Consider the following 20,721-nt stretch of genomic DNA (forward strand, 5'->3'; position numbering starts at 1 on the left):
GGCCTGGTGCGCAATGAAGACGACGCTCGCAATGTGTCTGATGGCAACTGCTCCGTTCCTCTTCGGGGTCGCCGCGCTGGGTGCCGATCTCCGCGGTCACGGCGGACCAGTGCGGGCGATTGCCGTGACGGCCGATGGGCAAACTGCGATCACCGGTGGTTTCGACGCCAAGGCGATCATCTGGTCGATCAAGACCGGCGAAGCACGGGAGGTGCTGCTGTTTCACGATGGGCAGGTCGATGCGGTCGCAGCCCTGCCGCAAGGCCGCTTCGCCAGCGCGGGGGCGGACGGCCGCATTGCTGTCTGGGAGGCCGGACGAAGCACGCCGGTCGCCGTCCTGCAAGGCCATTCAGCACCGGTCGTGTCGCTCGCAGTGTCGCCCGACGGCTCCACCCTCGCTTCGGCTTCCTGGGATGGCAGTGTGCGGGTGTGGCCGCTTTCCGGCGGGGAGCCGCGCGTCCTCCAAGGCCACAGGGGAAACGTCAACGCGGTTGCATACCTCTCCGACGGGACGCTCGCAAGTGCCGGCTACGACGCGGCAGTCATGCTTTGGCCGGCCGAAGGCGGAGCTCCGGTCAGGGTCGCAATGCCTGCACCCCTCAGCGCACTGGTGGCGACGAGGAGCGATCGCGTGTTCGTCGGGGGCGCGGACGGCAAGCTGAGTGAACTGAACCGCGGCGGGACAATCCTGGCCGAAGGTGCAGCTTCGTCAAGTCCGATCACCGCGCTCGCCGTCACGGCGAATGAACGATACATCGCCGCCTCGTCGATCAAAGGTGAAATTGTGCTGCTCGACGTCAAAAGCCTGCAGCCCGTTCGCACATTTGGCTCCGCGGGCGTTCCGGTTTGGGCTCTCGCCTTCTCGCCTGACGGAAAGACGCTTTTGAGCGGCGGCGGGGATCAAGTGGTGGGAGAATGGAATGTCGAGGCCGGGCAACGGCTCGGAACCAAGATCGAGGGTTCGGCCGATCCGATGGCCGAATATGCCGGCAATCCGGACGCGGAGGTGTTCCGCGCCTGCGTCGCATGCCACACGCTCGATCCCCACGAGGGCGATCGCGCCGGCCCCACGCTTCACGGCATCTTCGGCCGCAGGATCGCATCCGTGCCTGGCTACCGATACTCGCCCGCTTTCAGGGAGATGGACATCGTCTGGACGCCCGAAACGGTATCGAAGCTGTTCGAGCTTGGCCCGAGCAGATACACGCCGGGCACCAAGATGCCCGAGCAGACCATTCGCGACCCCGAGCATCGGGCGGCGCTGATACGATTCCTACAGGCCGAGACCCGCAGCAACTGAGTTTAGACCCGTTTGGTTTCCGAGTTCCGGTCCCGGAGATAATCCTCTGTCGTTCGCGGGGCCGGCCGGCCAGGACCGGCATAGGGATCGAGGTCTTCGCTCATGGCGGCATCGACGCGGCAATTGTCGCACATCCGCACCAGTTCCAGCCGCCGCGCGTTTTCGCCCGAGAACATCCAGTGCCTGCCTTCCAGCTTGGCGACGATCCGCTCAATCGTACTGCGGGTCCCGAACGGGTTGCCGCAGCGGATACACTCGTAGGGCTGTTCTTCCTTGACGACCCGACGTGGCGCGCTCCATGCCGGGAAATCAATCCGCGGGGCGAGACGGATCACCTTCTCCGGACAAGTCGCAGCGCAGAGCCCGCATTGGACGCAGGCGCTTTCGGAAAAGTACAATGCAGGCTGTTGCTCGCTGTCGGAGAGCGCACCCGTTGGGCACGCCGACACGCAGGAGAGGCAGAGCGTGCAGCCCTCGACATTGATATCGAGCCCGCCGAACGGCGCTGCCGCTGGGAGCACTACGCGCTCGACTGGCGTCGGCGCGGCGCGATGCAGTTCGATCATGCTGTTTCGCAACAGGCTGCGCTTGTCCCCCAGGGGCAGGAAGGTCGCCGGCGTCGGCGTGCTGGAGCCCGGTTGCACACGGTCGAGCGCCAACCTCAGCATGTCCGGATTGTCGGTTTCGATCAGGCCGCAGAGTTCCGACCCGTAGCCGAGCGATCGCGCGAGCAGATTGGCGATGGTGACGTTGCGGGCCAAGCCGGCGAGCTCGTGCTTGGGCTTCGCGGAGGCGAGCGCCATCACCGCCGCCGCGCCCCATGCCACCGGCGCTATCCACGCCTCTATTCCCAATTGCGTTATCTCGTTCACGGCGACTGGCAGTACATTCGCAGGCAGGCCTGGGCCGAACCGCGCGAGCGCGTCAATGAGCGGCTCGCCGTGATAGCCGTCATGGAACAGAACGACCGGATCCCTGCCACCCGCCTCTCGATATGTGACCAGGAGCGAACGCAGCCGCCGAAGCAGGGTTTGTGCATCCGGAACGGCATATGCGGCTGCACCGGTCGGACAGGCGGCCGCGCAATTGCCGCAACCGGCGCAGATTTCTGCGTCGACGATCACGTGGTCGCCGGCCGAGGCAATCGCACCGGTAGGGCACAGATCCAGGCAACGCGTGCAACCGATGATGCGGGAGCGTGAATGAGCGCACAGATCGGCGGAAAAATCGATGTAGCGCGGCTTGTCAAATTCGCCGACGAGGCCAGCAGCCTTGGCGATCACGGCCGTTACCGCGGCCCGGTCGGCGGAATCCGCTTTGAGGTAGCCCGCGCGCAGGTCGTGAGCCGGAAATAGCGGAACGCCGCCGGAGAGGTCGATCACGATGTCTGCTTTAGAGATTGCGCCGTCACGAGCCGCACCGAAGCGCAGGCGGTCGCGCGAAGAGGGAACTGGCAAGGCGAAATCATCAACGATCAGCTCAAAGGCGCCCAGATGGCCTTGTGCATTGCGGATCCTGCCCCGCACGACGGGGAAATCCCACACGCGGTTGGGTGTAACCTCCTCGGGTCGCGTCAGCAGGACGGTCACGTCCAGATCCCCGGCAAGCTGGCAGGCGACCTCCATTGCCGCCTGGTCGCGGCCATAAACCAGCACCACGCCATTGCTTCGAAGCGTGACGAGGGCGGGCGGCGAGGTCGGTTCGGCCACCATCGCGACGAGTGCCGCCGCCTTCGGCCCGGCGGATGCGGCCTCTGCCGACCAGCCTGCCGCCTCGCGGATGTTCACGAAATCGAGGTCACCCGCAAAGCCGATTTCCTCAGCGACTTCGCGGAAAAGCGGCGCCTGCTGTGTGCAGGCTATGGTGATGGCTCCCCCCTCGCTCAATCTGTTGCGGATACGATCGATTTCGGCGCCGCACAGCTGATCGCCCGATTGCACCTGAGCGTCTTTGCATCCGCGGCGCACGCTGTCGCCAAAACCAGGCATGCTGCGCTCGCAGGAGCAGATGAAGACCGTGCGCGGTTTGTCCAGGCTCATTGCGCCTCCCCGCTACGCGGCACCGCCCGCTGCGGTAGCGCCTTTACTGTAGAGACAGTATATACATTATTGGAGAATTAGGCCGCCGTCATCAAAAATGGATCGGCATCATGTCCCAGCGTGCTTCGGTCACCGACCGCGCCCTCGATCTGCCCCCGCTCTACAGCCTCACTGTCTTGAGAGAAGCCGGCGATGCCTTCGAGCACGCCCGCGCCATTGCCGGCGAGCAGGGTGCAGGGACGCTGGTCTGGGTACGGCGCTATGATCTGGCCGAGTTCGCGGTCGTCCTGGAGCCTGAACAATCGTTGGCGCAGGCCCGCCTTGCCATCTATGCCGGAATGAACGCTCTGGCCGACGCGCTTGCAGCGCGTGCACCGCCTGAAATGCCGGTCACCTTCGACTGGCCGGACGCGATCCGCATCGACGGCGCTCTCGTTGGCGGCGGACGCCTGGGCTGGCCTGAGGGAGCTCGCGACGAGGAGACGCCGGCCTGGCTCGTCTTTTCTGCCATGATCCGCATCGCGGCCGTGCGCGCTTACGAACCTGGCGAGCGGCCGCTACTCGGCGCGCTTGACGAATTGGGCTTCGAAGCCCCCGATCCTGGTGAGATCATCGCCAGCTTCTCCCGTCACCTGATGAACGCGTTCCACGAATGGGGCGAAACCGGCTTCGCATCGCTCGCCAGCCAATGGCTGCACCGCTCCTCACACCGAGGCCAGGACGTTCGGATCGCTGACAATGGCGACCTGCTGCTTCCGGGGAAGCCTTGCCCGGGAGCCTCCGAAAGGCGGAGTTTGGTGGAAGCTCTTGGCTCACCTTCGTGGCTCGATCCCGCTACGGGTGTGCCATGGCTCTAAAGCTACTGCGCACGATCCGCCTAGATCCGTCGGATGGCTTCGTCTATTCCCACGCCGCGGAACCCGGCGAGTGGGCCGTCACGGGGACTTTCCGGTTCTTCGCCGCCGATGTCGAAAGCCTCTCCGGCAAGGAACGACAAGCCTTCCGCGCCGGCTTCATGGGGGTTGAGAGCTTCGGCTGGTCCACCCTCGTCATCGTGACGGAGGCCACCGCGGAAGAAGTCGCGGCTGCGACCGAAAGACTGGCCGAGCAGCTTGTCGCCCGTTGCGGAGCGCCCGGGATGGCGGTCGCGCGCGCGGCCGCCGAGGAGGAAATCGCCTTCGCGCAGTCCCTGTGCAGTCATCCGCCGAACACCCTTGTTGCGCTGCACCGCGCTGGCGAGGAGGCGGGCATCCGTGAATCGTTCCGCACCCTGCACCGGAAGGTGAGCCGCCTTGATCCGGCGGCCGCATTCCGCATCATCGAGGTCGAGGGAGAAGAGGGTGCGATGGAAGAAGTCGACATCGTGGTGCTGGCGGGTAGGCACAAATGATAGATTTCTGGATTTCTTCGGGCCACCATCTGCTCGATCGCGACAAGGCAGGCCGGTTGATGGTGACTGATCCGTTCCTCAAAGTTTATTTGGCTCGCCCTGAGCTTCTGCCGCCGGAAGATGCGTGCGCGGCGGAGTTGCGGCTGCATCACGAGTTGCTGATGCACGATCCGCGCCGGCCGGTCGGGAACGAGGAGATCGCCGCGATCGACGACCCGGATGCTCGGGAAAACTGGGAGTTCATGATTGCCTTTCGCAATCGCCTTTTGGCAGCGCCGTCTCTCGAAGCCTGCTATCTCGAACTCGCGCGCGGCTCGGCTGCCGACATTCCGCCCCTGTTCATGAACCAGCTTGCGCAACTGGTGCTGCGCAATGCGCTTGACGGCGACGACGATCCCTTCGTGCTGCGTGCGGCCGAGCTGTTTTACCGTGCCCAGCGAGTGACCCTCCATGAAGGTGCGCTGCTGCTTGCAGATGCGGAAACCATTGAAGTCCACGAGCAGAACCGTCACGCCTCGCCTCTCCTGAACATGCTCGGAGGGCCTGCCGTCACCGAGCTGCAGATTCTCGAGGAGAAGAATGCCTGCAGCTATTTCGGCAGGAGCGATGCCTTTGACATGGTGCTTGGCCTCGGCGACGTCGACAGTCCGGCGCGGCGCGGCCTTGCCGCCGCGATCGAGGCCTGGATACGCCATCTGCTGGCCATTGAGGTGAGGGTTGAGCCGGTCGAGCGGACCGAGGACGACGATTGGGCATGGTTCGTCGGTCTGGACGCGGAGGCGACGCGTATCGGCAATGCGCTGTGGACAGGCGAGGACCTTGACCCTGAGGCGGCAAAGCGCATTATAGCTTTGTTTCGGCTCGACTTCTCCGAATTCGACGAAGTTAGGCCGGAAGTGGGTGCGCGGCCGATCTGGTTGATCATGGCGATGACATCCGACCGCATGGTTCGCATGAAGCCGCAGAACCTAATCGCCGGCCTGCCGCTTCGAGCCGCCACACCCGCAAGTTAGGCATTGTGGAAAGTCAGGATTCCGAATTGGTTCGGGAAACAACTCAAGTCGGTGTCGTCGTCGAGCGACGGACTCTGAAGAACCCGTGGGTCGATCATGCCTGGATGCCCGTTGCGGTGCTCGTCGGCGTTCCGGTAGCCGCAGCTTGGACGGCGCTCGATGAAACCGCAACAGTAACCCGCTATTATGCGGGAGCGGCGGACATCGAGTTCTTCGGAGCGGACACGACGATGTACCGGGAGAACTTACGTTCTCAGCAGCCGAGCCTGTGGGTATCGCTCCGGCACACGAATGCGCCTCCCGGGGTCCTGCTGCAATTGGTAACCGCCGATCCCTCGGACGCCGAGTCGCTGACGGAGTCCGGCACCGACATCATCGAGGCGGTGCCGATGCCGTCCGAGATCCAGCAGCAGCTTGCCGCCTTCGTTGAAGCCCACCATGTCGAGCGGCCGTTCGTCAAGCGCAAGCGCGATCGGGCAAAGCTTGATGCGGGGCGCAATTGGCCTTCCGGGACTGGAGACAAGGAATGAGCGGCGGCAATGATAACATCTTCGCCCGCTGGTCGCGCCGGAAGCTGTCTGTGCGCTCGGCCGGACTTCAAGCAACGGACGACGAGAAGCTGGTACCTGACGCTGCGGCGGTGGATGCCGGCGCTGCCCGCCGAGCCACGGCTCAGGATGCGGGATCGACGCAAGACGAACCAGACGGACCCGCCGAGCCCCTCCCCCGCGTCGAGGACCTGACGCCTGAAAGCGACATTACGGCCTTCTTGAGAAAAGGCGTCCCTGCGGCGCTGAGGAGCGCCGCGACGCGCAGGATGTGGTCTCTCGATCCGGCAATTCGCGATTATGTCGGTCCCTCCGAATACGCCTGGGACTTCAACCAGGCGGGTTCGATGGCAGGGTTCGGCCCGCTGGACGCGAAGGAAGCAGTCGTCAGCTTTCTATCAAAGATGGCTTTACCCATCGAAGCGAATGAGCGGGAAACAGCCGCAATTCCCCGGCCTTGGCCCGCCCAGGCGCCCGGCGAAGCGCACGCCCAATGGCCGGAGAATACGCCGCCAGTTGGCGAAGCTGATACCGATGCGCCAGAAGCCCAGACCGTCGAGCCTACCGAGGCGAGGTCGCCAGTTGACGGAGCAGGTGAGATAGAGGCGGCGGACGCGGGCCCTGTCTCTCCGCCCTCGCGTACCGAGGTCCTCTCCCGGCCGCGCCACGGCAGAGCGATCCCGCGCTGACGCCGGGACCTGCTGCACCCGTAGCGCAGAGCCACGATAGCTCACCCAATCAGGGGCCCACGATCAAGGTCACACGACCAACATCGACTTGCTACTAGACCAGCCGCACGAATTCGTCAGACTGCTGTTGCAATCGTTCGGGGTGGGGCTACAATCGCTGACCTAATCTCGGAAGCACGGTCAAGGTCACACGATGAACCCGGACTTGCCCCTGGACCAGGCGTATGGATCGTCGGATGGAGCGGATGCTTCAATCATCGATTTCGATGGCGCTGATCTTGACGATATCGATCAAGCCCGCGCCGACGAATATGCCCTCTTCGCGTTGCTATTGCTCAAGCCACCCGATAGCGGCTTCCTGACCCGGCTTGCCCGCCTGCAAGACAGCAGCGACACGCCGCTCGGTCGCGCTCACGCTGCCTTGGGCCGGGCAGCGGCCTGCACCTGCGCGGATGATATCAATCGCGAATATTTCGAACTTTTCATCGGCGTGGGACGCGGAGAGCTTCTCCCCTACGCTTCCTACTATCTCACCGGCTTTCTCAACGAACGGCCACTCGCCCGCCTGCGCCAGGACATGATGCGCCTGGGCATCGAGCGAGCCGCCGGCCACTGCGACCCCGAGGATCATCTCGGAACGCTCTGCGAGATCATGAGCGGCTTTGCCAGCATTCATTTCGAGGTGGCGGCCGGCGAAGAGCAGGCTTTCTTCGAACGGCACCTCGCGCCATGGGCCGGACGTTTCTTTGGCGATCTGGAAAGCGCAAAAACGGCGAAATTCTACCGATCGGTCGGCGTTGCCGGTCGAACCTTTATCGACATCGAAACTGAAGCCTTTGCCATGGAGACGCGGCGAAGCGCATAGGAAATGCAAGCGGGCCGGATGCCCTGACAGATGGAGGTTGCAATGCAGGAGGAGCGATCGACGGGACTGAGCCGGCGCAGCTTCCTCCGGGCGTTCGGCGGCGCCTCCACCACCGCCGTTGCGGCGGCACTGGCTCCGAGCGAAGCGCAAGCCTATGACCCCGGTGAAGACGAGATGCGGGCCCGCTACCGGGAAACCGATCACATCAAGGCCTATTACCGCGTGAACCGCTACCCTGAAAAGAAGTGAGGCCGCCATGCTGACGAAGCGCAAAAGCGGACAGGCAAGCCGCACAAGACTGCAAAGCCTCCTTGCTGGCACGGATTCGGCTCCATTCGACCGACGGACATTCCTCCGCCGCTCCGGCCTCGCAGTTGGCGGAATAGCCACGCTCGGCTCGTTTCAGTTCGGCACGGTAAGCAAAGCCGCGGCGATCAGCCCGCCGCAGCCGGGAGTGCCGACCGAGTTGAAGAAAAGTGTCTGCACACATTGCGCTGTCGGCTGCACGGTCACCGCGGAAGTCCAGAACGGCGTGTGGACCGGACAGGAGCCATCGTGGGACAGCCCCATCAATCGAGGCTCGCATTGCGCCAAGGGCGCAAGCGTGCGCGAGCTGGTACATAGCGACCGCCGCCTGAAATACCCCGTGAGGCTTTCCGGCGGCAAGTGGGAGCGCATCTCCTGGGATGACGCCATCAATGGGATCGGCGACAAGCTTCTCGACATTCGTGAGAAGTCCGGACCGGAATCGGCCTACTGGATGGGATCGGCGAAGTTCTCCAACGAGGGGACTTACCTCTTCCGCAAGCTTGCGGCCCTGTGGGGAACCAATAACCAGGACCACCAGGCGAGGATCTGCCATTCGACGACGGTTTCGGGCGTGGCCAATACCTGGGGCTACGGCGCGATGACCAATTCCTTCAACGACATCCGCAATTCCAAGACGCTCATAGTGCTGGGCGGGAACCCTGCCGAAGCACATCCAGTCGCCATGCAGCATCTGCTCGAAGGCAAGGAACTCAACAAGTCCAACTTCATCGTGATGGATCCGCGGTTCACCCGTACGGCCGCGCATGCCACCGAGTTTGCTCGCATTCGGTCTGGCACCGACATCGCGGTGCTGTGGGGCTTGCTCTGGCACATTTTCGAGAATGGTTGGGAGGACAAGGAATTCATAGCCCAGCGCGTTTACGGGATGGACGAAGTCCGCAAGGAGGTGGGGAAATATCCGCCCGACGAGGTCGAGCGCATCACTGGTGTGCCTGGCGAGCAGATGAAGCGCATCGCCGAGATGTTCGCCACGCAAAAGCCATCGACGATAATCTGGTGCATGGGGCAGACCCACCACACGACCGGAACAGCCAACGTCCGCGCCAGCTGCATCTTGTGCCTCGCCACGGGCAATGTTGGCAAGCCGGGCACCGGCGCCAACATCTTCCGTGGACATGACAACGTGCAGGGCGCGACCGACATTGGATTGGATGTGGTGACCCTGCCCTTTTACTATGGCCTGACGGAGGGCGCCTGGAAGCATTGGTCGCGAGTCTGGCAAATTCCATACGACGACCTTCTGCGCCGGTTCGACTCCAAGGAGGCGATGGAGACACCCGGTATCCCGCTGACCCGATGGTTCGATGGGGTCGTGCTCCCCAAGGAGGACATTCAGCAGCGTGACAGACTGCGGGCGATGTTCGTCCAGGGCCACGCCAGCAACAGCATCACACGCATACCGGAATCAATGAAGGGCCTGGCCGGCCTCGAACTGCTCGTCGTTGCCGATCCGCACCCGACGACCTGGGCATCGCTGGCAGTTCAGGCCGGGCGCAAGGACAACGTCTATCTGCTGCCGGTCTGTACGCAATTCGAGACTTCCGGCTCGCGCGTCGCCTCCAACCGATCTCTGCAGTGGGGAGAGCAGATCGTTAAGCCGAGCTTCGAGCAGAAGGACGACTATCAGGTCATCTACCTGCTCGCGAAGAAGCTCGGCCTTGCCGACTGGATGTTCAAGAACATCGCGGTCGAGGGTGACCGGCCGCAACCGGAGGACGTACTGCGTGAGATGAACCGCGGAAGCTGGTCGACCGGCTACTGCGGTCAATCGCCGGAGCGCCTCAAGGCGCATATGAAAAACCAGCACAAGTTTGATCTTGTGACGCTACGCGCGCCGAAGGACGATCCGGAGGTCGGCGGCGACTATTACGGCCTGCCCTGGCCATGCTGGGGCAAGCCGGAAATACGCCATCCTGGCACGGCCAACCTTTACAGCACCGACCTGCATGTAATGGATGGCGGCAGTCCCTTCCGGGCCCGTTTCGGTGTGGAGCGTAACGGCGAGACGCTTCTTGCCGAAGGCTCCTACACGCAAGGCTCGGAACTGACCGACGGCTATCCGGAATTCACGATGGCGGTGCTGCAAAAGCTCGGCTGGGACAAGGACTTGAGTGCGGAGGAACTCAAAGTCATCCAGACGATCGGCGATGATATGGCTGACATCGGCAAGGTCTCGTGGTCGACCGACCTGTCGGGCGGCATCCAGCGCGTCGTGCTCAGCCACGGCTGTCACCCCTACGGAAACGGAAAGGCCAGGGCTGTCGCCTGGAACCTGCCCGACCCGGTGCCGATCCATCGCGAGCCGATCTATACCCCCAGGGTGGACCTAGTCGCAAAATATCCGACCTATCCTGACGCCAAGCAGTTCCGTTTGCCGAATATCGGCTTCAGCGTTCAGAAGGCGGCGGTGGACAAGGGCGTCGCGAAATCGTTCCCGATCATCCTGACGACCGGTCGCCTGGTCGAATATGAAGGCGGCGGCGAGGAAACCCGCTCAAACCGGTGGTTGGCCGAGTTGCAGCAGGAGATGTTCGTCGAAATCAATCCCGCGGACGCAGCCGCCCGCGGCATTGGCGACGGCGTCTGGGTGTGGGTGACCGGCGCGGAGAACGATTCCAAAGCGCGGGTGAAGGCTTTGGTGACCGAGCGTGTCGGCAAGGGAGTAGCGTTCATGCCTTTCCACTTCGGCGGCTGGTTCCAGGGTGAGACCCTGCGGGCCAACTACCCCGAAGGCGCCGATCCCTATGTGCTCGGTGAAAGCGCAAACAGCATCACCACCTACGGCTATGACCCGGTAACGGGCATGCAGGAGCCGAAAGTCACGTTGTGCCAGATCGCGATGGCGTAACAGGGAGGTGCGGAAAATGGCCAGGATGAAGTTCCTCTGCGACGCCGACCGCTGCATTGAGTGCAACGCTTGCGTCACCGCCTGCAAGAATGAGCACGATGTGCCTTGGGGCATTAACCGCCGCCGCGTCGTCACGATCCATGACGGCAAGCCCGGCGAGCGCTCCGTCTCGATGGCCTGCATGCATTGCACCGACGCCCCGTGCGCGGCGGTGTGCCCCGTCGCATGCTTCTATACGACGGCCGACGCGGTGGTGCTGCACTCTAAGGATTTGTGCATCGGCTGTGGCTATTGCTTCTACGCCTGTCCGTTCGGCGCGCCGCAATACCCGCGCGTCGGCAATTTCGGATCGCGCGGCAAGATGGACAAGTGCACGTTCTGCGCGGCCGGTCCGGAGCCGGACTCGACCGAGGCCGAATATGCAAAATATGGCGCCAACCGGCTGGCCGAAGGCAAGCTGCCGCTTTGCGCCGAGATGTGCTCGACCAAGTCGCTGCTGGCCGGCGACGGCGAGATCATCGCTGCGATCTACAAGGAACGCGTGACGCAGCGCGGCTACGGCTCCGGTGCGTGGGGGTGGCAGACGGCCTATCGGGAGACAATTGAGGTGTAGTTCATCGCGGTGCCGATTGGTTCGCGCAGACAAACAAGCTCAGGAGGACCGAGCAAATGCGTATCTCGAGCCTTGGTCGACTGATTTCCCCGGCGGCCGCCGCACTCATTCTGGCTCTCGGCCTGCTTGTTGTTCCGGCCAGGGCGCAGGACGCCGGTTCAGGAAACAACCCGACCGCCCAGGCTGTCAGCGAGCGGCAACTTCTCGATGAACTCAACAAAATCCGGGGCCGCGTCACCATACCGGACGGCAAGGCCGCCACGCTGCAGCAGCCGCAGGGCCGCGACTACCAGGGCTTCCATGAGCGCGTGCTGCCCTGGATCGGCGGCATTGCGATCCTCGGCATGCTGGTCGTGCTGGCGCTGTTCTATTTCGTCAGAGGCCGCATCCGCGTCGCGGCGGGTGAATCAGGCGTCAGGATCCTGCGCTTCAACGCCATCGAACGGCTTGCCCATTGGACGACTGCCACAGCGTTCATCATCCTGGCCGTTACCGGCTTGAATCTCGTATTCGGCAAACGCCTGCTGATGCCGCTGATCGGACCGGACGCGTTCTCGGCATGGTCGTTTTGGGCGAAATACGCGCATGACTTCGTCGCCTGGGCATTCATGCTGGGCGTACTTGTTATGCTGGTCGCCTGGGTCTGGGACAACCTGCCCGACCGCTACGATGCCAACTGGCTGAAGGTCGGCGGCGGATTCTTCGACAAGTCGAACCGGACGCACCCGCCGGCGGCACGCTTCAACACAGGACAGAAGCTTATCTTCTGGGCGGTCCTGCTGGGCGGAATTGCCTTGTCGGTGTCCGGCATCTACATGCTGTTCCCATTCTCCTTCGCCGATATCAACGGCATGCAGACGGCCCAGTATGTTCATGCGGTCGTAGGCGTCCTCCTGATCGCCGTCATCATCGCCCACATCTATATCGGCACGCTCGGCATGGAAGGCGCCTACGAAGCCATGGTGTCCGGCACAGTGGATCTGAATTGGGCCAAGGAGCACCACAGCGCCTGGGTTGCCAAGCAGCAGGCGAAGACGGGCGATGCTACGCCGGAGACTTCCGCTGAGCCGGCCGAATAGCGTTTCTATCGCTGGTCGACTGCAGCCCAATCGCTCAGGAGGTAGTTGGTCATGATTTGCCGGCGGAGCCGCCGGCGGGATCGCCCGACCAGTTCTGCCCGACGAGATTGTGGCCCGGATCGCCCACCCGGGCACTGTCGGTGCTGAAGACTTGCCAGGAAGGCACCTGCTGTGCGCGCAAAACATAGCCGGCACCAAAGGCAACTAAGACGGTAACGACAATTCCCGTCAAAATCATACGCATCCCGCCTGCTCCTTCCATTCTCGAGACGGGCCCGCCAGCCACCGTTCTTGCTCTCGCTATTTCGGCGTGGCCGCCTACGGCGCTAGACGCTGGGCACCGGCAGCCCCTGTGGGCTCGGCCGGCACAACCGCCTTCTGCTGATATTGCATATCGAGTGCTGCCAATGCAATCAGCGGCGGTGGCATGGCAACGCCGGCAACTCTCATGGCGCGGGCCGTTTTCTGGCACTGGGCGATATCGTTCGCATCGGCGAGTTGCTCTGCCGCTTCGACAGTCAGCACGGATTCCTTGGGCGTGCTGGTCACGTCTGCGGGGGGCAGCGGCGCTGCCCTGCTTTCTTTCTGCGGGGCATTGTGCGCCGATCCGCTGGCTGCGTTGTCCTTGCCTGGCTGGGGAGCGTCGGTTGCCACGCCGTCCTGTCCGGTGATTTTTTGCGCAGAGCCCGTACCACCCTCCGACTTCGCTGGGTCGCCCGATCCGGTCGTGCCCTGCTTAGCTGAAGCCGCATCCGGCTTCTTTGCCGCGCCGGTGGGTGGGGGCGTCTCAGCTGGAGGCGCTTTCATGAAGGCGAGGATCTCGTGACAGAGGTTGACCGGGCCGCCTTGCCCCGACGCAACCACCTGACCGGCAGGCGCCTCAGCGGTCGGTGCGGCTGGCTGAGGCGTCGCGGTCTGTGCCTGGGAGGCCGAAACCGAGAGTGTAAGCATTCCCGCGAGGGCAATTCTTCTCATCGCTAGCTCCTTCCCCTTCGTGTCAGACGGTGCCGCCGGATGCAGTCGGGGCACCACCGTCGCACGCGTGCCAATCCAGACGAAATGTCCAACGCCGCCTTGCGTTCCATTGCTGCCTTCAACTATCAGGTTCCCGCATCGTCAACCCCCGTTATGAGGGCTCGGGCACGGATCGCCGCATTACCGGCGCACCCGGGTCGGCTTATGTCGCCGAGCCGGTCTGCTTCAGCCGCACAAGAACAGCACAACGACTTTCGCCCTGACGTACTTGAGGCATCACCGTGCCGGCTGCACATGTTTTCGCCCGAATGACGCCGATCCGTGGAGCAGCACTCGGTTGCGGCCGGATTGTTTGGCAAGGTAGAGTGCCGCATCCGCGTGACTCTGTAACTGCTCTGGTGAGATGGCCTCGTCAGTCGTCTGAACTGCAACTCCAATGCTGAGTGTGACGCTAGGCGACATGCGGGATGCAGGGTTGGGAAAAGCCGCGGCCTCAACGCTCTGACGAATTCGCTCGGCCACCGCGACGGCCTCTTCCTCGTCCACCCCGGGCAGCAACACCAGGAACTCTTCGCCGCCGTAGCGGGCCACCTGATCGCGGCCGCGCCTCACGTTTTCCTGGATCATTCTGGCGACCTCGACCAGACAGCGATCGCCCTGGGCATGGCCGAGGTGGTCGTTCAGCTTCTTGTCGTCGATGTCGCACATCAGCATGGCGGCACCGCCGTGGCATTTCCGGCCACCGTCCCATAGACGGTCAAGCGTTTCCGTCATCCAGCGACGGTTGGAGATGCCGGTGAGTGGATCGGTCCTCGCCAGGAGTACCAGTCGATCATTCGCTTTCGCCAGTTGGGCGACCCTGCGTCGGTCGCGAAGCTCAAACAGGAAAGTCTTTTGAGCGAGAATTGTCATGATGCGCCGCGCGGCCACCGTTGCAAAGATACCGCTGGCGAAGAACAGCGTTCCAGCTACTGCACTCCCATGCGCGATGGCCGGGTTCTGCAGTTGAAGCATGAGATAAAGTCCGAGCGCCAGCGCAGCGATCGTCATCGTCCAGGCCAAGGGGATCCCGAAGATGATGATGGCTGTGATGGCCACGAACAACATGACGTTCAATTGCCGTTCGTAGAACTCGCCACCAGCGCTTGCTCCGACCAATGCGACTGACAACAAGATAAGGAACATGCCCGCGATCAGCGAAGCCCCTTGTAGCCACGGCGCCCGCGGCTTTCGCCAGATAAGAACGACGGCCACAGCGACGGGCGGAATGATGGCGCCAGGCAGGAGCATGGATAGCGCAGTTGCCCTTGGGAGCATCACCATGTTGAGCGCGAGTGTCAGCACGTCCAACAAAGCCACCCAGACCATCCAGGCTCGGATGATCTTTGTCTGCGACCAGACACGCGCTCGAAACAGGCGGTAGATCTCGCCCGTCAGCCGGATATCGCGCGTGCGGCTCGCCAGTAGTCGGTCGACTTCTGCAGTTATGGCCAGGACTATCCTGCACGTCTAGGTGCATCCGTTCTGTCAAATATCGGCCCTTACAACTGGTTTCTCCTGAATGTTCCGCCCGAGCCATCCGCTCCTCGGGATGGACAAGAATGCCAAGCTATCCTGAAGATTTGATTTCCAGAGGTACCGACCTGCGAATTCCGCTGTGATCCCTGCAAGCGTTTACGGCTCCATCATGGCTCGCGGCCTGCTGCCAAGCCGCGCCCACTGACGAGACCGTGCCCGCGATCAGTGTCTCTTCGAGCAAAGGCGTACGGAGCGCATGAGAATGTCTTGGACTGCCCCTCCACTATCAAGTCGGGGTCGAAATCCAAAAGCCACCGTCTGCTGGCGGCTCAAGGCACTTGCCTAACTCCTAGCTATCTTTCCGATCGTGATAGCCACAATCTCACGAATTCTCTGGCGGGGATGACACTGTCGATGAAGGTCGTGGGATTGTCCACGGGCTGGACCTAGACGCCAAGATGGTGTTGCAGCAGCCCCGCCTGGATCTTGAGTTCGGCGGCCGGGCCTTCGTGGGCGATATGGCCATTGTTGATGATATAAACGCGGCTCGCGAGCGCCAGCGTCGCTGCGATGTTCTGTTCCACCAGCACAATTGTCTGCCCTGCCTGGACCAGCTCGCGGCAGGCGCGCACCAAGTCGTACACAATGACTGGAGCAAGTCCTTCGAAGGGTTCATCAAGCAGGAGGATCTTTGGGTTGCGCACCAATGCACGCGCTATAGCCAGCATCTGCTGTTCGCCACCTGACAAATCCGTACCACGGCTGGCGCGTCGTTCCTTCAGCCGGGGGAACATCGTGTAAATGCGTTCCAGCGGCCACCGGTCATCCGCAGTCAACCCGGCCAGAATGATGTTTTCCTCGACGCTCAGGCTGCCGAAGATGCGTCGATTCTCGTGCACGAGTTGCATGCCTTCCCGAGCGATGCTGTGCGCCTTCCTGCCAACCAGTTCGACCCCGTCTAGTTCAACCGAGCCGGTCCGCGGCGTCACGACCCCCATCAGGCTCTTCAGCGTCGTCGACTTGCCAGCGCCGTTGCGGCCCAGGAGCGCCACGACCTCATTCTTCTCGACCCTCAATGTGACGTCGAACAGAATGTGACTGTCACCATAATAGCTGTTTAATGCTCTCACATCGAGCAGGCTCATGCCACCTCTCCATGTACACCGCCAAGGTAGGCTTCCTGCACCTTTGCGTTGGCCTTGATCTCACTGGGCGTGCCTTCGGCCAGCACCCTGCCCTCCTGCAGGACGGTGATTTTCTCGACCAGCTCGAAGAGCGAATCCATATCGTGGTCGATGATGATCATCGTGCGTGCACGCGCGATTGACTTGAGCAGCGCCACGGTCTCGACGCGCTCGCGCGGGCTCATGCCGGCAAGCGGTTCGTCAAGCAGGAGCAGGCTCGGCGACGTCGCCAGTGCAAGACCGATTTCCAGCCGCCGCTTCTCGCCATAAGCCAGTTCCGAAACTGGCCGATCGAGCCGCGCCGTAAGGTTCACCAGCGCCGCCGTTCGCTCGACCTGCTCGCTGAGACCGGGAACGCTGTGGATACTCTTGAACAGATCAAGCCGGAACTTTCCACGCGCCTCGCCCAGCGCGGCAATCATCAGGTTCCGCCGCACCGTCAAGCGGTCGAATAGCTGGTTGATCTGGTAGCTCTTGGTGAGCCCGAGCTGGCACACCTCGGATACGCCCATGCCCGTAATATCGCGGCCGGCCAGTATGATGCGGCCGGAGGTTGGCGCGATCTCGCAGGTGAGCATCTTGAAGAACGTCGTCTTGCCCGCGCCGTTGGGTCCAATGATGCCCCGTATCTCCCCATGATCGACGCTGAGGTCGATGTCGCTGTTGGCTGTGATACCGCCATAGCGTTTGGTTAGGCCCTGCACCTGCAGGATCGGTCCGGATGCTGGCGCAGCACCACGCCGGCGCGCCGGCATCGGTTCGACGGCGGTCACGACGTGCGGCGCACTCTCGACCGCGGTATTGGACGATTCGATGCGCTTGCGGCCACCGGTCAACCCATAGAGATCGACGATCGCACCGACGATGCCGCGCCGCAGGAAGCAGACCAGCAGCACGAAAACGATGCCGAGCACCAACTTCCATGTGGCGCCGAGATGCAATGTGTTCTGGAAAAAGTCGCTGAGATAGAGCCACACCGTCGCGCCCACCAGCGGCCCGAACAGTGTGCCGGCACCGCCGATCGCCGTCTGCATCACGACCTGGCCGGACGTGTCGAACATGAAAGCGTCCGGCGGCATGAAGCCCTGCATCATGCCCAACAGGCCGCCGGCAAAGCCGGCATAGATCGCGGCAACCACGAAGGCCGTGAGCTTGTAGCCGTGTATGTCGTGGCCCAGCGCCGCGGCGCGGAGCGGATTGTCGCGGATCGCCGAAAGGATCGCGCCAACGGGCGAGCGTACGATGCGCAGTGCGACGGCAATGCCGATGAAATAGCAGAACGCCAGGAAGGTATACATCGTCCAGTCGGTGTTGAATTCGAGCACCGTGAAGCCGAGGTTGACGACCGGGGTTGGCACGCCAGGCAAGCCGTTCTCGCCGCCCGTGAATGCCGAGAGCGGATTGAACTCGACAAAGAAGAAGACTTCGGCGATCGCCACCGTGATCATGGCGAAATAGATACCGGTGCGTCGCAGGGCTATCAACCCGATCACGTAGCCGACGACACCCGACACGACGGCGCCCAGGACAATGGCAGCCATGACATAAGAGAAGCCGGTTTCAGTCAGGAGATAGGCGGCGAACATCCCGCCAGTACCGTAGAAGGCCGACTGGCCGAAGGACAGCAATCCCGTGTAGCCGAACAGGATGTCGAAGCCGATCCCGAACAGTCCCCAGATCAGGATACGATTGATCGTGCTGGGCGAGAACCCGAGATGGGGCAGAACGAAAGGCGCCAGGACGAGCGCCAGCGCCGTCAGAAGCTCGACGAGGAAGGGATGTTTGATGTTCATGGCCGACCGCGTCTACTCACGCCCTGCCGTGCCGAGCAGCCCGTGCGGTCGAAGCACCAACACCAGCGTCATCGCCACGAACAGCATGACATACGAATAACCAGGATTGAACATCGAGGTGATGCTGATGATTTCGCCGGCGATGAGGCCGCCAAGGATGGCGCCGGTAAAGGAACCGACACCGCCGATTACCACGACCACAAAGGTCTGGACCAGTATGGCTTCCCCGACATCGGGCGCGATCGACACCACGGGTGCGTTGACAATACCGGCGAAGCCAGCTGCCATGGCTCCGATGCCGAAGACGAGCATGAAGATCTTGTAGACATCGATTCCAAGCGAGTCGACCATTACCGAATCCTCGATGCCTGCTCGCACGATCATCCCGATGCGGGTGCGATAGAGCACGACATAGAGCATCAGCAGCGCCAGGGCGACGATGCCGAGGAGCGCCAATCGGTAGGTGGGATAGACCATGAAGCCGAGATGGGTAATGCCGACTAGCGAGGCGGGCGGCGGCACCGTGTGCGAGAGGCTGCCGAAGAAAAAGCGGACCGTCTCGACGAAAACGATGCCGAGCCCGAATGTGACGAGAAGCTGGTCCTCGAGCGGCCGCGTGTAGAAATGGCGAACGATCAGCCGCTCGATCAACACCCCCACGATCATCACGAACAGCGATCCGGCCGCCACCGCGGCGAGGAATGAACCTGTGTAGGTGTAGGCGAGCCAGCCGGCATAGCCACCGAGCATGAACATCGCGCCGTGGGCAAGGTTCAGGACGCCGAGCGTCCCGTAGATGATGGTCAGCCCGGAGGAGATCAGCGCCAGAAGCGCGCCGAGTACGAGCCCATTGAAGCACTGCGAAATGAAATTTGCCCAGTTGATCACTCTGCGCCCACCTTGGTCATGAATAATATGCCCTGCCCGCGCGCCAGCAAGGGTTTGGCAGACAAGTCGCGAACAATCGACATCCCACCGAGCGCCGGGAGACGAACCGTCTGCGTCCGGGCAGAGCCAGTCCCGATGCGAGCGCCCTCTCCAGCCGTGGCGAAGCGGAGAAGGCGCTGCGGGCATCAGGTGTAGCTGCCCAGGTTGCAGCCGAACTCGTCGGGCTTCTGCATCAGCGGCGCGCCATCGACGACCTCCACCACATTCCAGTAGTCGTCGTCGCTCTTCATGTCCTTGGGATCCTTACCCTGAACGAGTACGACGGGTCGCACGCACTGATGGTCTTCCGGCCGATAGTGAACGTCGCCGACGAGTGAAGGGATGGTCTCACCCTTCTCGTATTGCTTGATGACGTCCGGCGGATAGAAGCTACCGGCCTGCGACACCATGCGCGCCCAATGAGCGAAGCTGACATAGGCGTTTTCGGCGCCCCATTCCGGCCGATAGCCGAACTTTTGCTGGAATGCGTCCACGAACTGCTTGGCGAGCGGATACTTGTCCTGCAGGGTCCACCAGAAATCGGTAGCGGCAAAAACCCCGGCTGTCAGTTCGGGGCCTACTTCCTTGGCAAGGAAGGGGATCTGGTAGGGGATCACCATCTTCATGCTCGGAGTCAGGCCGAACTGCTTGGCCTGCTGGATTGACAGCACCGCGTCGCGGCCCCAGTTGACGTTGACGATGAATTCGGCGCCCGAATTGGCGATATTGGTCAGATACTGGCTGAAATCCTGGGTGCCCAACGGCGAGACCTGGTCCGTCACCATCTCCCATCCGCCCTGAGAGGTCAGGTAGTCGTTCACCGACTTGGTCACGGTGTGGCCGTAAGTGTAGTCCGGCGTCATGAATGCCGCCTTCTTTCCCTTGCCGTAGGTCTTCACAAGAATCGGGCCGATCGCGTTGGCTGCGGTCTGGCCGTAGAAATTCTGGCGGAAGCCGTAGCGAACGCAGTCCTTGCCTGTTGTGTCGTTTGAGCCGGAGATGCCCGCGACGTAGAGGATCTTCTCGCGCTGCGCGAATTTGTTGAGCGCAACCGCGACCGCCGATGAAGTCGAGCCGGTCATCAGGATGATGTTGTTTTGGTGGATGAAATTCTGCTCGAGCTCGACGGCCTGGTTCGGCTTGGCCGCGCTGTCGGCGGACAACAGCTCGACCTTCTTGCCGAGCAACCCCTTGTCGACCTTCGGCGCCAACGCCTTCATCAACTCGTGGCCGTTGTTGATGTGGTCGACCGCGAGCTGCCAGCCCTTAAGTTCGTCAGCACCTTGCACGGCATAGGCACCGGTAAGGGGCACGGCGGCTCCGATGTAGACGGTGTCGCCCGCCGACCCGGCCGGCCAGGTGCCTATCGCGGGCTTGTCGTCGGCCGCAAAAGCCGCAAAGCTGGATAAGGGCAGAACGGCGCTACCGAGAAGACCTGCGCCCGCGTGCAGCATGCTACGGCGGGATATATGGGAAGTATTTTGATCGTCGAGTGGCATCAGCTGTTCCTCCTTAGCGTGGAGCCGTCGGACGACTCTCATTGTTGTTCCGGAAACCGGTTTTTTTCAGCGAGACGCTGAAAATGGCCTATTTGCATGGGCATTCGCAGT

Annotated in this window: 19 protein-coding genes; 11 read left to right on the forward strand and 8 right to left on the reverse strand. The window is 62.5% G+C overall.

From position 1 onward, the window contains the following. The first annotated feature begins 13 nt into the window (after nt 1-13). Nucleotides 14-1,300 (forward strand): hypothetical protein, encoded by a 1,287-nt coding sequence (locus tag LB559_RS14485; RefSeq protein ID WP_411970050.1) that lies wholly within the window; start codon nt 14-16, stop codon nt 1,298-1,300. Nucleotides 1,301-1,302: 2 nt separating this feature from the next. On the opposite strand, the gene LB559_RS14490 is transcribed toward LB559_RS14485, so the two are convergent. Next, nucleotides 1,303-3,339 carry a 4Fe-4S binding protein gene (locus LB559_RS14490; RefSeq protein WP_224674343.1) on the reverse strand — a complete coding sequence of 679 codons (2,037 nt, stop codon included), beginning with the start codon at nt 3,337-3,339 and terminating at the stop codon, nt 1,303-1,305. 110 nt (nt 3,340-3,449) lie between these two features. Between LB559_RS14490 and LB559_RS14495 the strand changes: the two genes are divergently transcribed. From LB559_RS14495 to LB559_RS14540, 10 genes are all read left to right on the forward strand, one after another. Next, the gene (locus LB559_RS14495) at nt 3,450-4,196 is read left to right on the forward strand and encodes a biotin/lipoate--protein ligase family protein (protein WP_127367565.1); all 747 of its coding nucleotides are present in this window, start codon (nt 3,450-3,452) and stop codon (nt 4,194-4,196) included. Beyond that, nucleotides 4,187-4,729 (forward strand): DUF6505 family protein, encoded by a 543-nt coding sequence (locus LB559_RS14500; RefSeq protein ID WP_127371405.1) that lies wholly within the window; start codon nt 4,187-4,189, stop codon nt 4,727-4,729. Before LB559_RS14495 ends, LB559_RS14500 begins: the two co-directional genes overlap by 10 nt. Further along, nucleotides 4,726-5,742 carry a DUF6352 family protein gene (locus LB559_RS14505; RefSeq protein ID WP_224674344.1) on the forward strand — a complete coding sequence of 339 codons (1,017 nt, stop codon included), beginning with the start codon at nt 4,726-4,728 and terminating at the stop codon, nt 5,740-5,742. The genes LB559_RS14500 and LB559_RS14505 overlap by 4 nt, the downstream gene beginning before the upstream one ends. A gap of 26 nt (nt 5,743-5,768) precedes the next feature. Then, nucleotides 5,769-6,272 (forward strand): DUF3305 domain-containing protein, encoded by a 504-nt coding sequence (locus LB559_RS14510; protein WP_224674345.1) that lies wholly within the window; start codon nt 5,769-5,771, stop codon nt 6,270-6,272. Continuing rightward, the gene (locus tag LB559_RS14515; RefSeq protein ID WP_224674346.1) at nt 6,269-6,979 is read left to right on the forward strand and encodes a DUF3306 domain-containing protein; all 711 of its coding nucleotides are present in this window, start codon (nt 6,269-6,271) and stop codon (nt 6,977-6,979) included. Before LB559_RS14510 ends, LB559_RS14515 begins: the two co-directional genes overlap by 4 nt. Before the next feature lie 193 nt (nt 6,980-7,172). Further along, the gene (locus LB559_RS14520) at nt 7,173-7,844 is read left to right on the forward strand and encodes a molecular chaperone (RefSeq protein WP_224674347.1); all 672 of its coding nucleotides are present in this window, start codon (nt 7,173-7,175) and stop codon (nt 7,842-7,844) included. Nucleotides 7,845-7,886: 42 nt separating this feature from the next. Next, nucleotides 7,887-8,093 (forward strand): formate dehydrogenase, encoded by a 207-nt coding sequence (locus LB559_RS14525; RefSeq protein ID WP_224674348.1) that lies wholly within the window; start codon nt 7,887-7,889, stop codon nt 8,091-8,093. 7 nt (nt 8,094-8,100) lie between these two features. Continuing rightward, a complete protein-coding gene (locus LB559_RS14530; RefSeq protein WP_224674349.1) occupies nt 8,101-11,022 on the forward strand; it encodes a formate dehydrogenase subunit alpha in 2,922 nt (973 codons plus the stop codon). Nucleotides 11,023-11,038: 16 nt separating this feature from the next. Beyond that, a complete protein-coding gene (gene fdh3B / locus LB559_RS14535; RefSeq protein ID WP_064994234.1) occupies nt 11,039-11,635 on the forward strand; it encodes a formate dehydrogenase FDH3 subunit beta in 597 nt (198 codons plus the stop codon). A gap of 56 nt (nt 11,636-11,691) precedes the next feature. Then, the gene (locus tag LB559_RS14540; RefSeq protein WP_064994233.1) at nt 11,692-12,714 is read left to right on the forward strand and encodes a formate dehydrogenase subunit gamma; all 1,023 of its coding nucleotides are present in this window, start codon (nt 11,692-11,694) and stop codon (nt 12,712-12,714) included. A 49-nt stretch (nt 12,715-12,763) separates the two neighbouring features. On the opposite strand, the gene LB559_RS14545 is transcribed toward LB559_RS14540, so the two are convergent. From LB559_RS14545 to LB559_RS14575, 7 genes are all read right to left on the reverse strand, one after another. Continuing rightward, a complete protein-coding gene (locus tag LB559_RS14545) occupies nt 12,764-12,958 on the reverse strand; it encodes a hypothetical protein (RefSeq protein ID WP_064994232.1) in 195 nt (64 codons plus the stop codon). Nucleotides 12,959-13,032: 74 nt separating this feature from the next. Beyond that, nucleotides 13,033-13,689: a hypothetical protein gene (locus LB559_RS14550; protein WP_224674350.1), complete on the reverse strand. Its 657-nt coding sequence runs from the start codon at nt 13,687-13,689 to the stop codon at nt 13,033-13,035. A gap of 276 nt (nt 13,690-13,965) precedes the next feature. Next, the gene (locus LB559_RS14555; RefSeq protein WP_224674388.1) at nt 13,966-15,189 is read right to left on the reverse strand and encodes a diguanylate cyclase; all 1,224 of its coding nucleotides are present in this window, start codon (nt 15,187-15,189) and stop codon (nt 13,966-13,968) included. A gap of 464 nt (nt 15,190-15,653) precedes the next feature. Further along, the gene (locus LB559_RS14560; RefSeq protein ID WP_064995205.1) at nt 15,654-16,352 is read right to left on the reverse strand and encodes an ABC transporter ATP-binding protein; all 699 of its coding nucleotides are present in this window, start codon (nt 16,350-16,352) and stop codon (nt 15,654-15,656) included. Further along, the gene (locus tag LB559_RS14565) at nt 16,349-18,184 is read right to left on the reverse strand and encodes an ABC transporter permease subunit (RefSeq protein ID WP_224674351.1); all 1,836 of its coding nucleotides are present in this window, start codon (nt 18,182-18,184) and stop codon (nt 16,349-16,351) included. Before LB559_RS14565 ends, LB559_RS14560 begins: the two co-directional genes overlap by 4 nt. 12 nt (nt 18,185-18,196) lie before the next feature. Beyond that, nucleotides 18,197-19,072: a branched-chain amino acid ABC transporter permease gene (locus LB559_RS14570; RefSeq protein ID WP_064995207.1), complete on the reverse strand. Its 876-nt coding sequence runs from the start codon at nt 19,070-19,072 to the stop codon at nt 18,197-18,199. 185 nt (nt 19,073-19,257) lie between these two features. Further along, nucleotides 19,258-20,610 carry a substrate-binding protein gene (locus tag LB559_RS14575; protein WP_127368574.1) on the reverse strand — a complete coding sequence of 451 codons (1,353 nt, stop codon included), beginning with the start codon at nt 20,608-20,610 and terminating at the stop codon, nt 19,258-19,260. Nucleotides 20,611-20,721 lie beyond the last annotated feature (111 nt).

This window comes from Mesorhizobium sp. BR1-1-3, assembly GCF_020165455.1.
Lineage (GTDB): Bacteria > Pseudomonadota > Alphaproteobacteria > Rhizobiales > Rhizobiaceae > Mesorhizobium > Mesorhizobium ciceri.

What these genes read in the sequence shown, in the direction of transcription:
- LB559_RS14485 (WP_411970050.1), top strand. Translation starts at nt 14, where the DNA reads ATGAAGACGACGCTCGCAATGTGTCTGATGGCAACTGCTCCGTTCCTC.
- LB559_RS14490 (WP_224674343.1), bottom strand. Translation starts at nt 3,339, where the DNA reads ATGAGCCTGGACAAACCGCGCACGGTCTTCATCTGCTCCTGCGAGCGC.
- LB559_RS14495 (WP_127367565.1), top strand. Translation starts at nt 3,450, where the DNA reads ATGTCCCAGCGTGCTTCGGTCACCGACCGCGCCCTCGATCTGCCCCCG.
- LB559_RS14500 (WP_127371405.1), top strand. Translation starts at nt 4,187, where the DNA reads ATGGCTCTAAAGCTACTGCGCACGATCCGCCTAGATCCGTCGGATGGC.
- LB559_RS14505 (WP_224674344.1), top strand. Translation starts at nt 4,726, where the DNA reads ATGATAGATTTCTGGATTTCTTCGGGCCACCATCTGCTCGATCGCGAC.
- LB559_RS14515 (WP_224674346.1), top strand. Translation starts at nt 6,269, where the DNA reads ATGAGCGGCGGCAATGATAACATCTTCGCCCGCTGGTCGCGCCGGAAG.
- LB559_RS14520 (WP_224674347.1), top strand. Translation starts at nt 7,173, where the DNA reads ATGAACCCGGACTTGCCCCTGGACCAGGCGTATGGATCGTCGGATGGA.
- LB559_RS14525 (WP_224674348.1), top strand. Translation starts at nt 7,887, where the DNA reads ATGCAGGAGGAGCGATCGACGGGACTGAGCCGGCGCAGCTTCCTCCGG.
- LB559_RS14530 (WP_224674349.1), top strand. Translation starts at nt 8,101, where the DNA reads ATGCTGACGAAGCGCAAAAGCGGACAGGCAAGCCGCACAAGACTGCAA.
- fdh3B (WP_064994234.1), top strand. Translation starts at nt 11,039, where the DNA reads ATGGCCAGGATGAAGTTCCTCTGCGACGCCGACCGCTGCATTGAGTGC.
- LB559_RS14540 (WP_064994233.1), top strand. Translation starts at nt 11,692, where the DNA reads ATGCGTATCTCGAGCCTTGGTCGACTGATTTCCCCGGCGGCCGCCGCA.
- LB559_RS14545 (WP_064994232.1), bottom strand. Translation starts at nt 12,958, where the DNA reads ATGCGTATGATTTTGACGGGAATTGTCGTTACCGTCTTAGTTGCCTTT.
- LB559_RS14550 (WP_224674350.1), bottom strand. Translation starts at nt 13,689, where the DNA reads ATGAGAAGAATTGCCCTCGCGGGAATGCTTACACTCTCGGTTTCGGCC.
- LB559_RS14560 (WP_064995205.1), bottom strand. Translation starts at nt 16,352, where the DNA reads ATGAGCCTGCTCGATGTGAGAGCATTAAACAGCTATTATGGTGACAGT.
- LB559_RS14565 (WP_224674351.1), bottom strand. Translation starts at nt 18,184, where the DNA reads ATGAACATCAAACATCCCTTCCTCGTCGAGCTTCTGACGGCGCTGGCG.
- LB559_RS14575 (WP_127368574.1), bottom strand. Translation starts at nt 20,610, where the DNA reads ATGCCACTCGACGATCAAAATACTTCCCATATATCCCGCCGTAGCATG.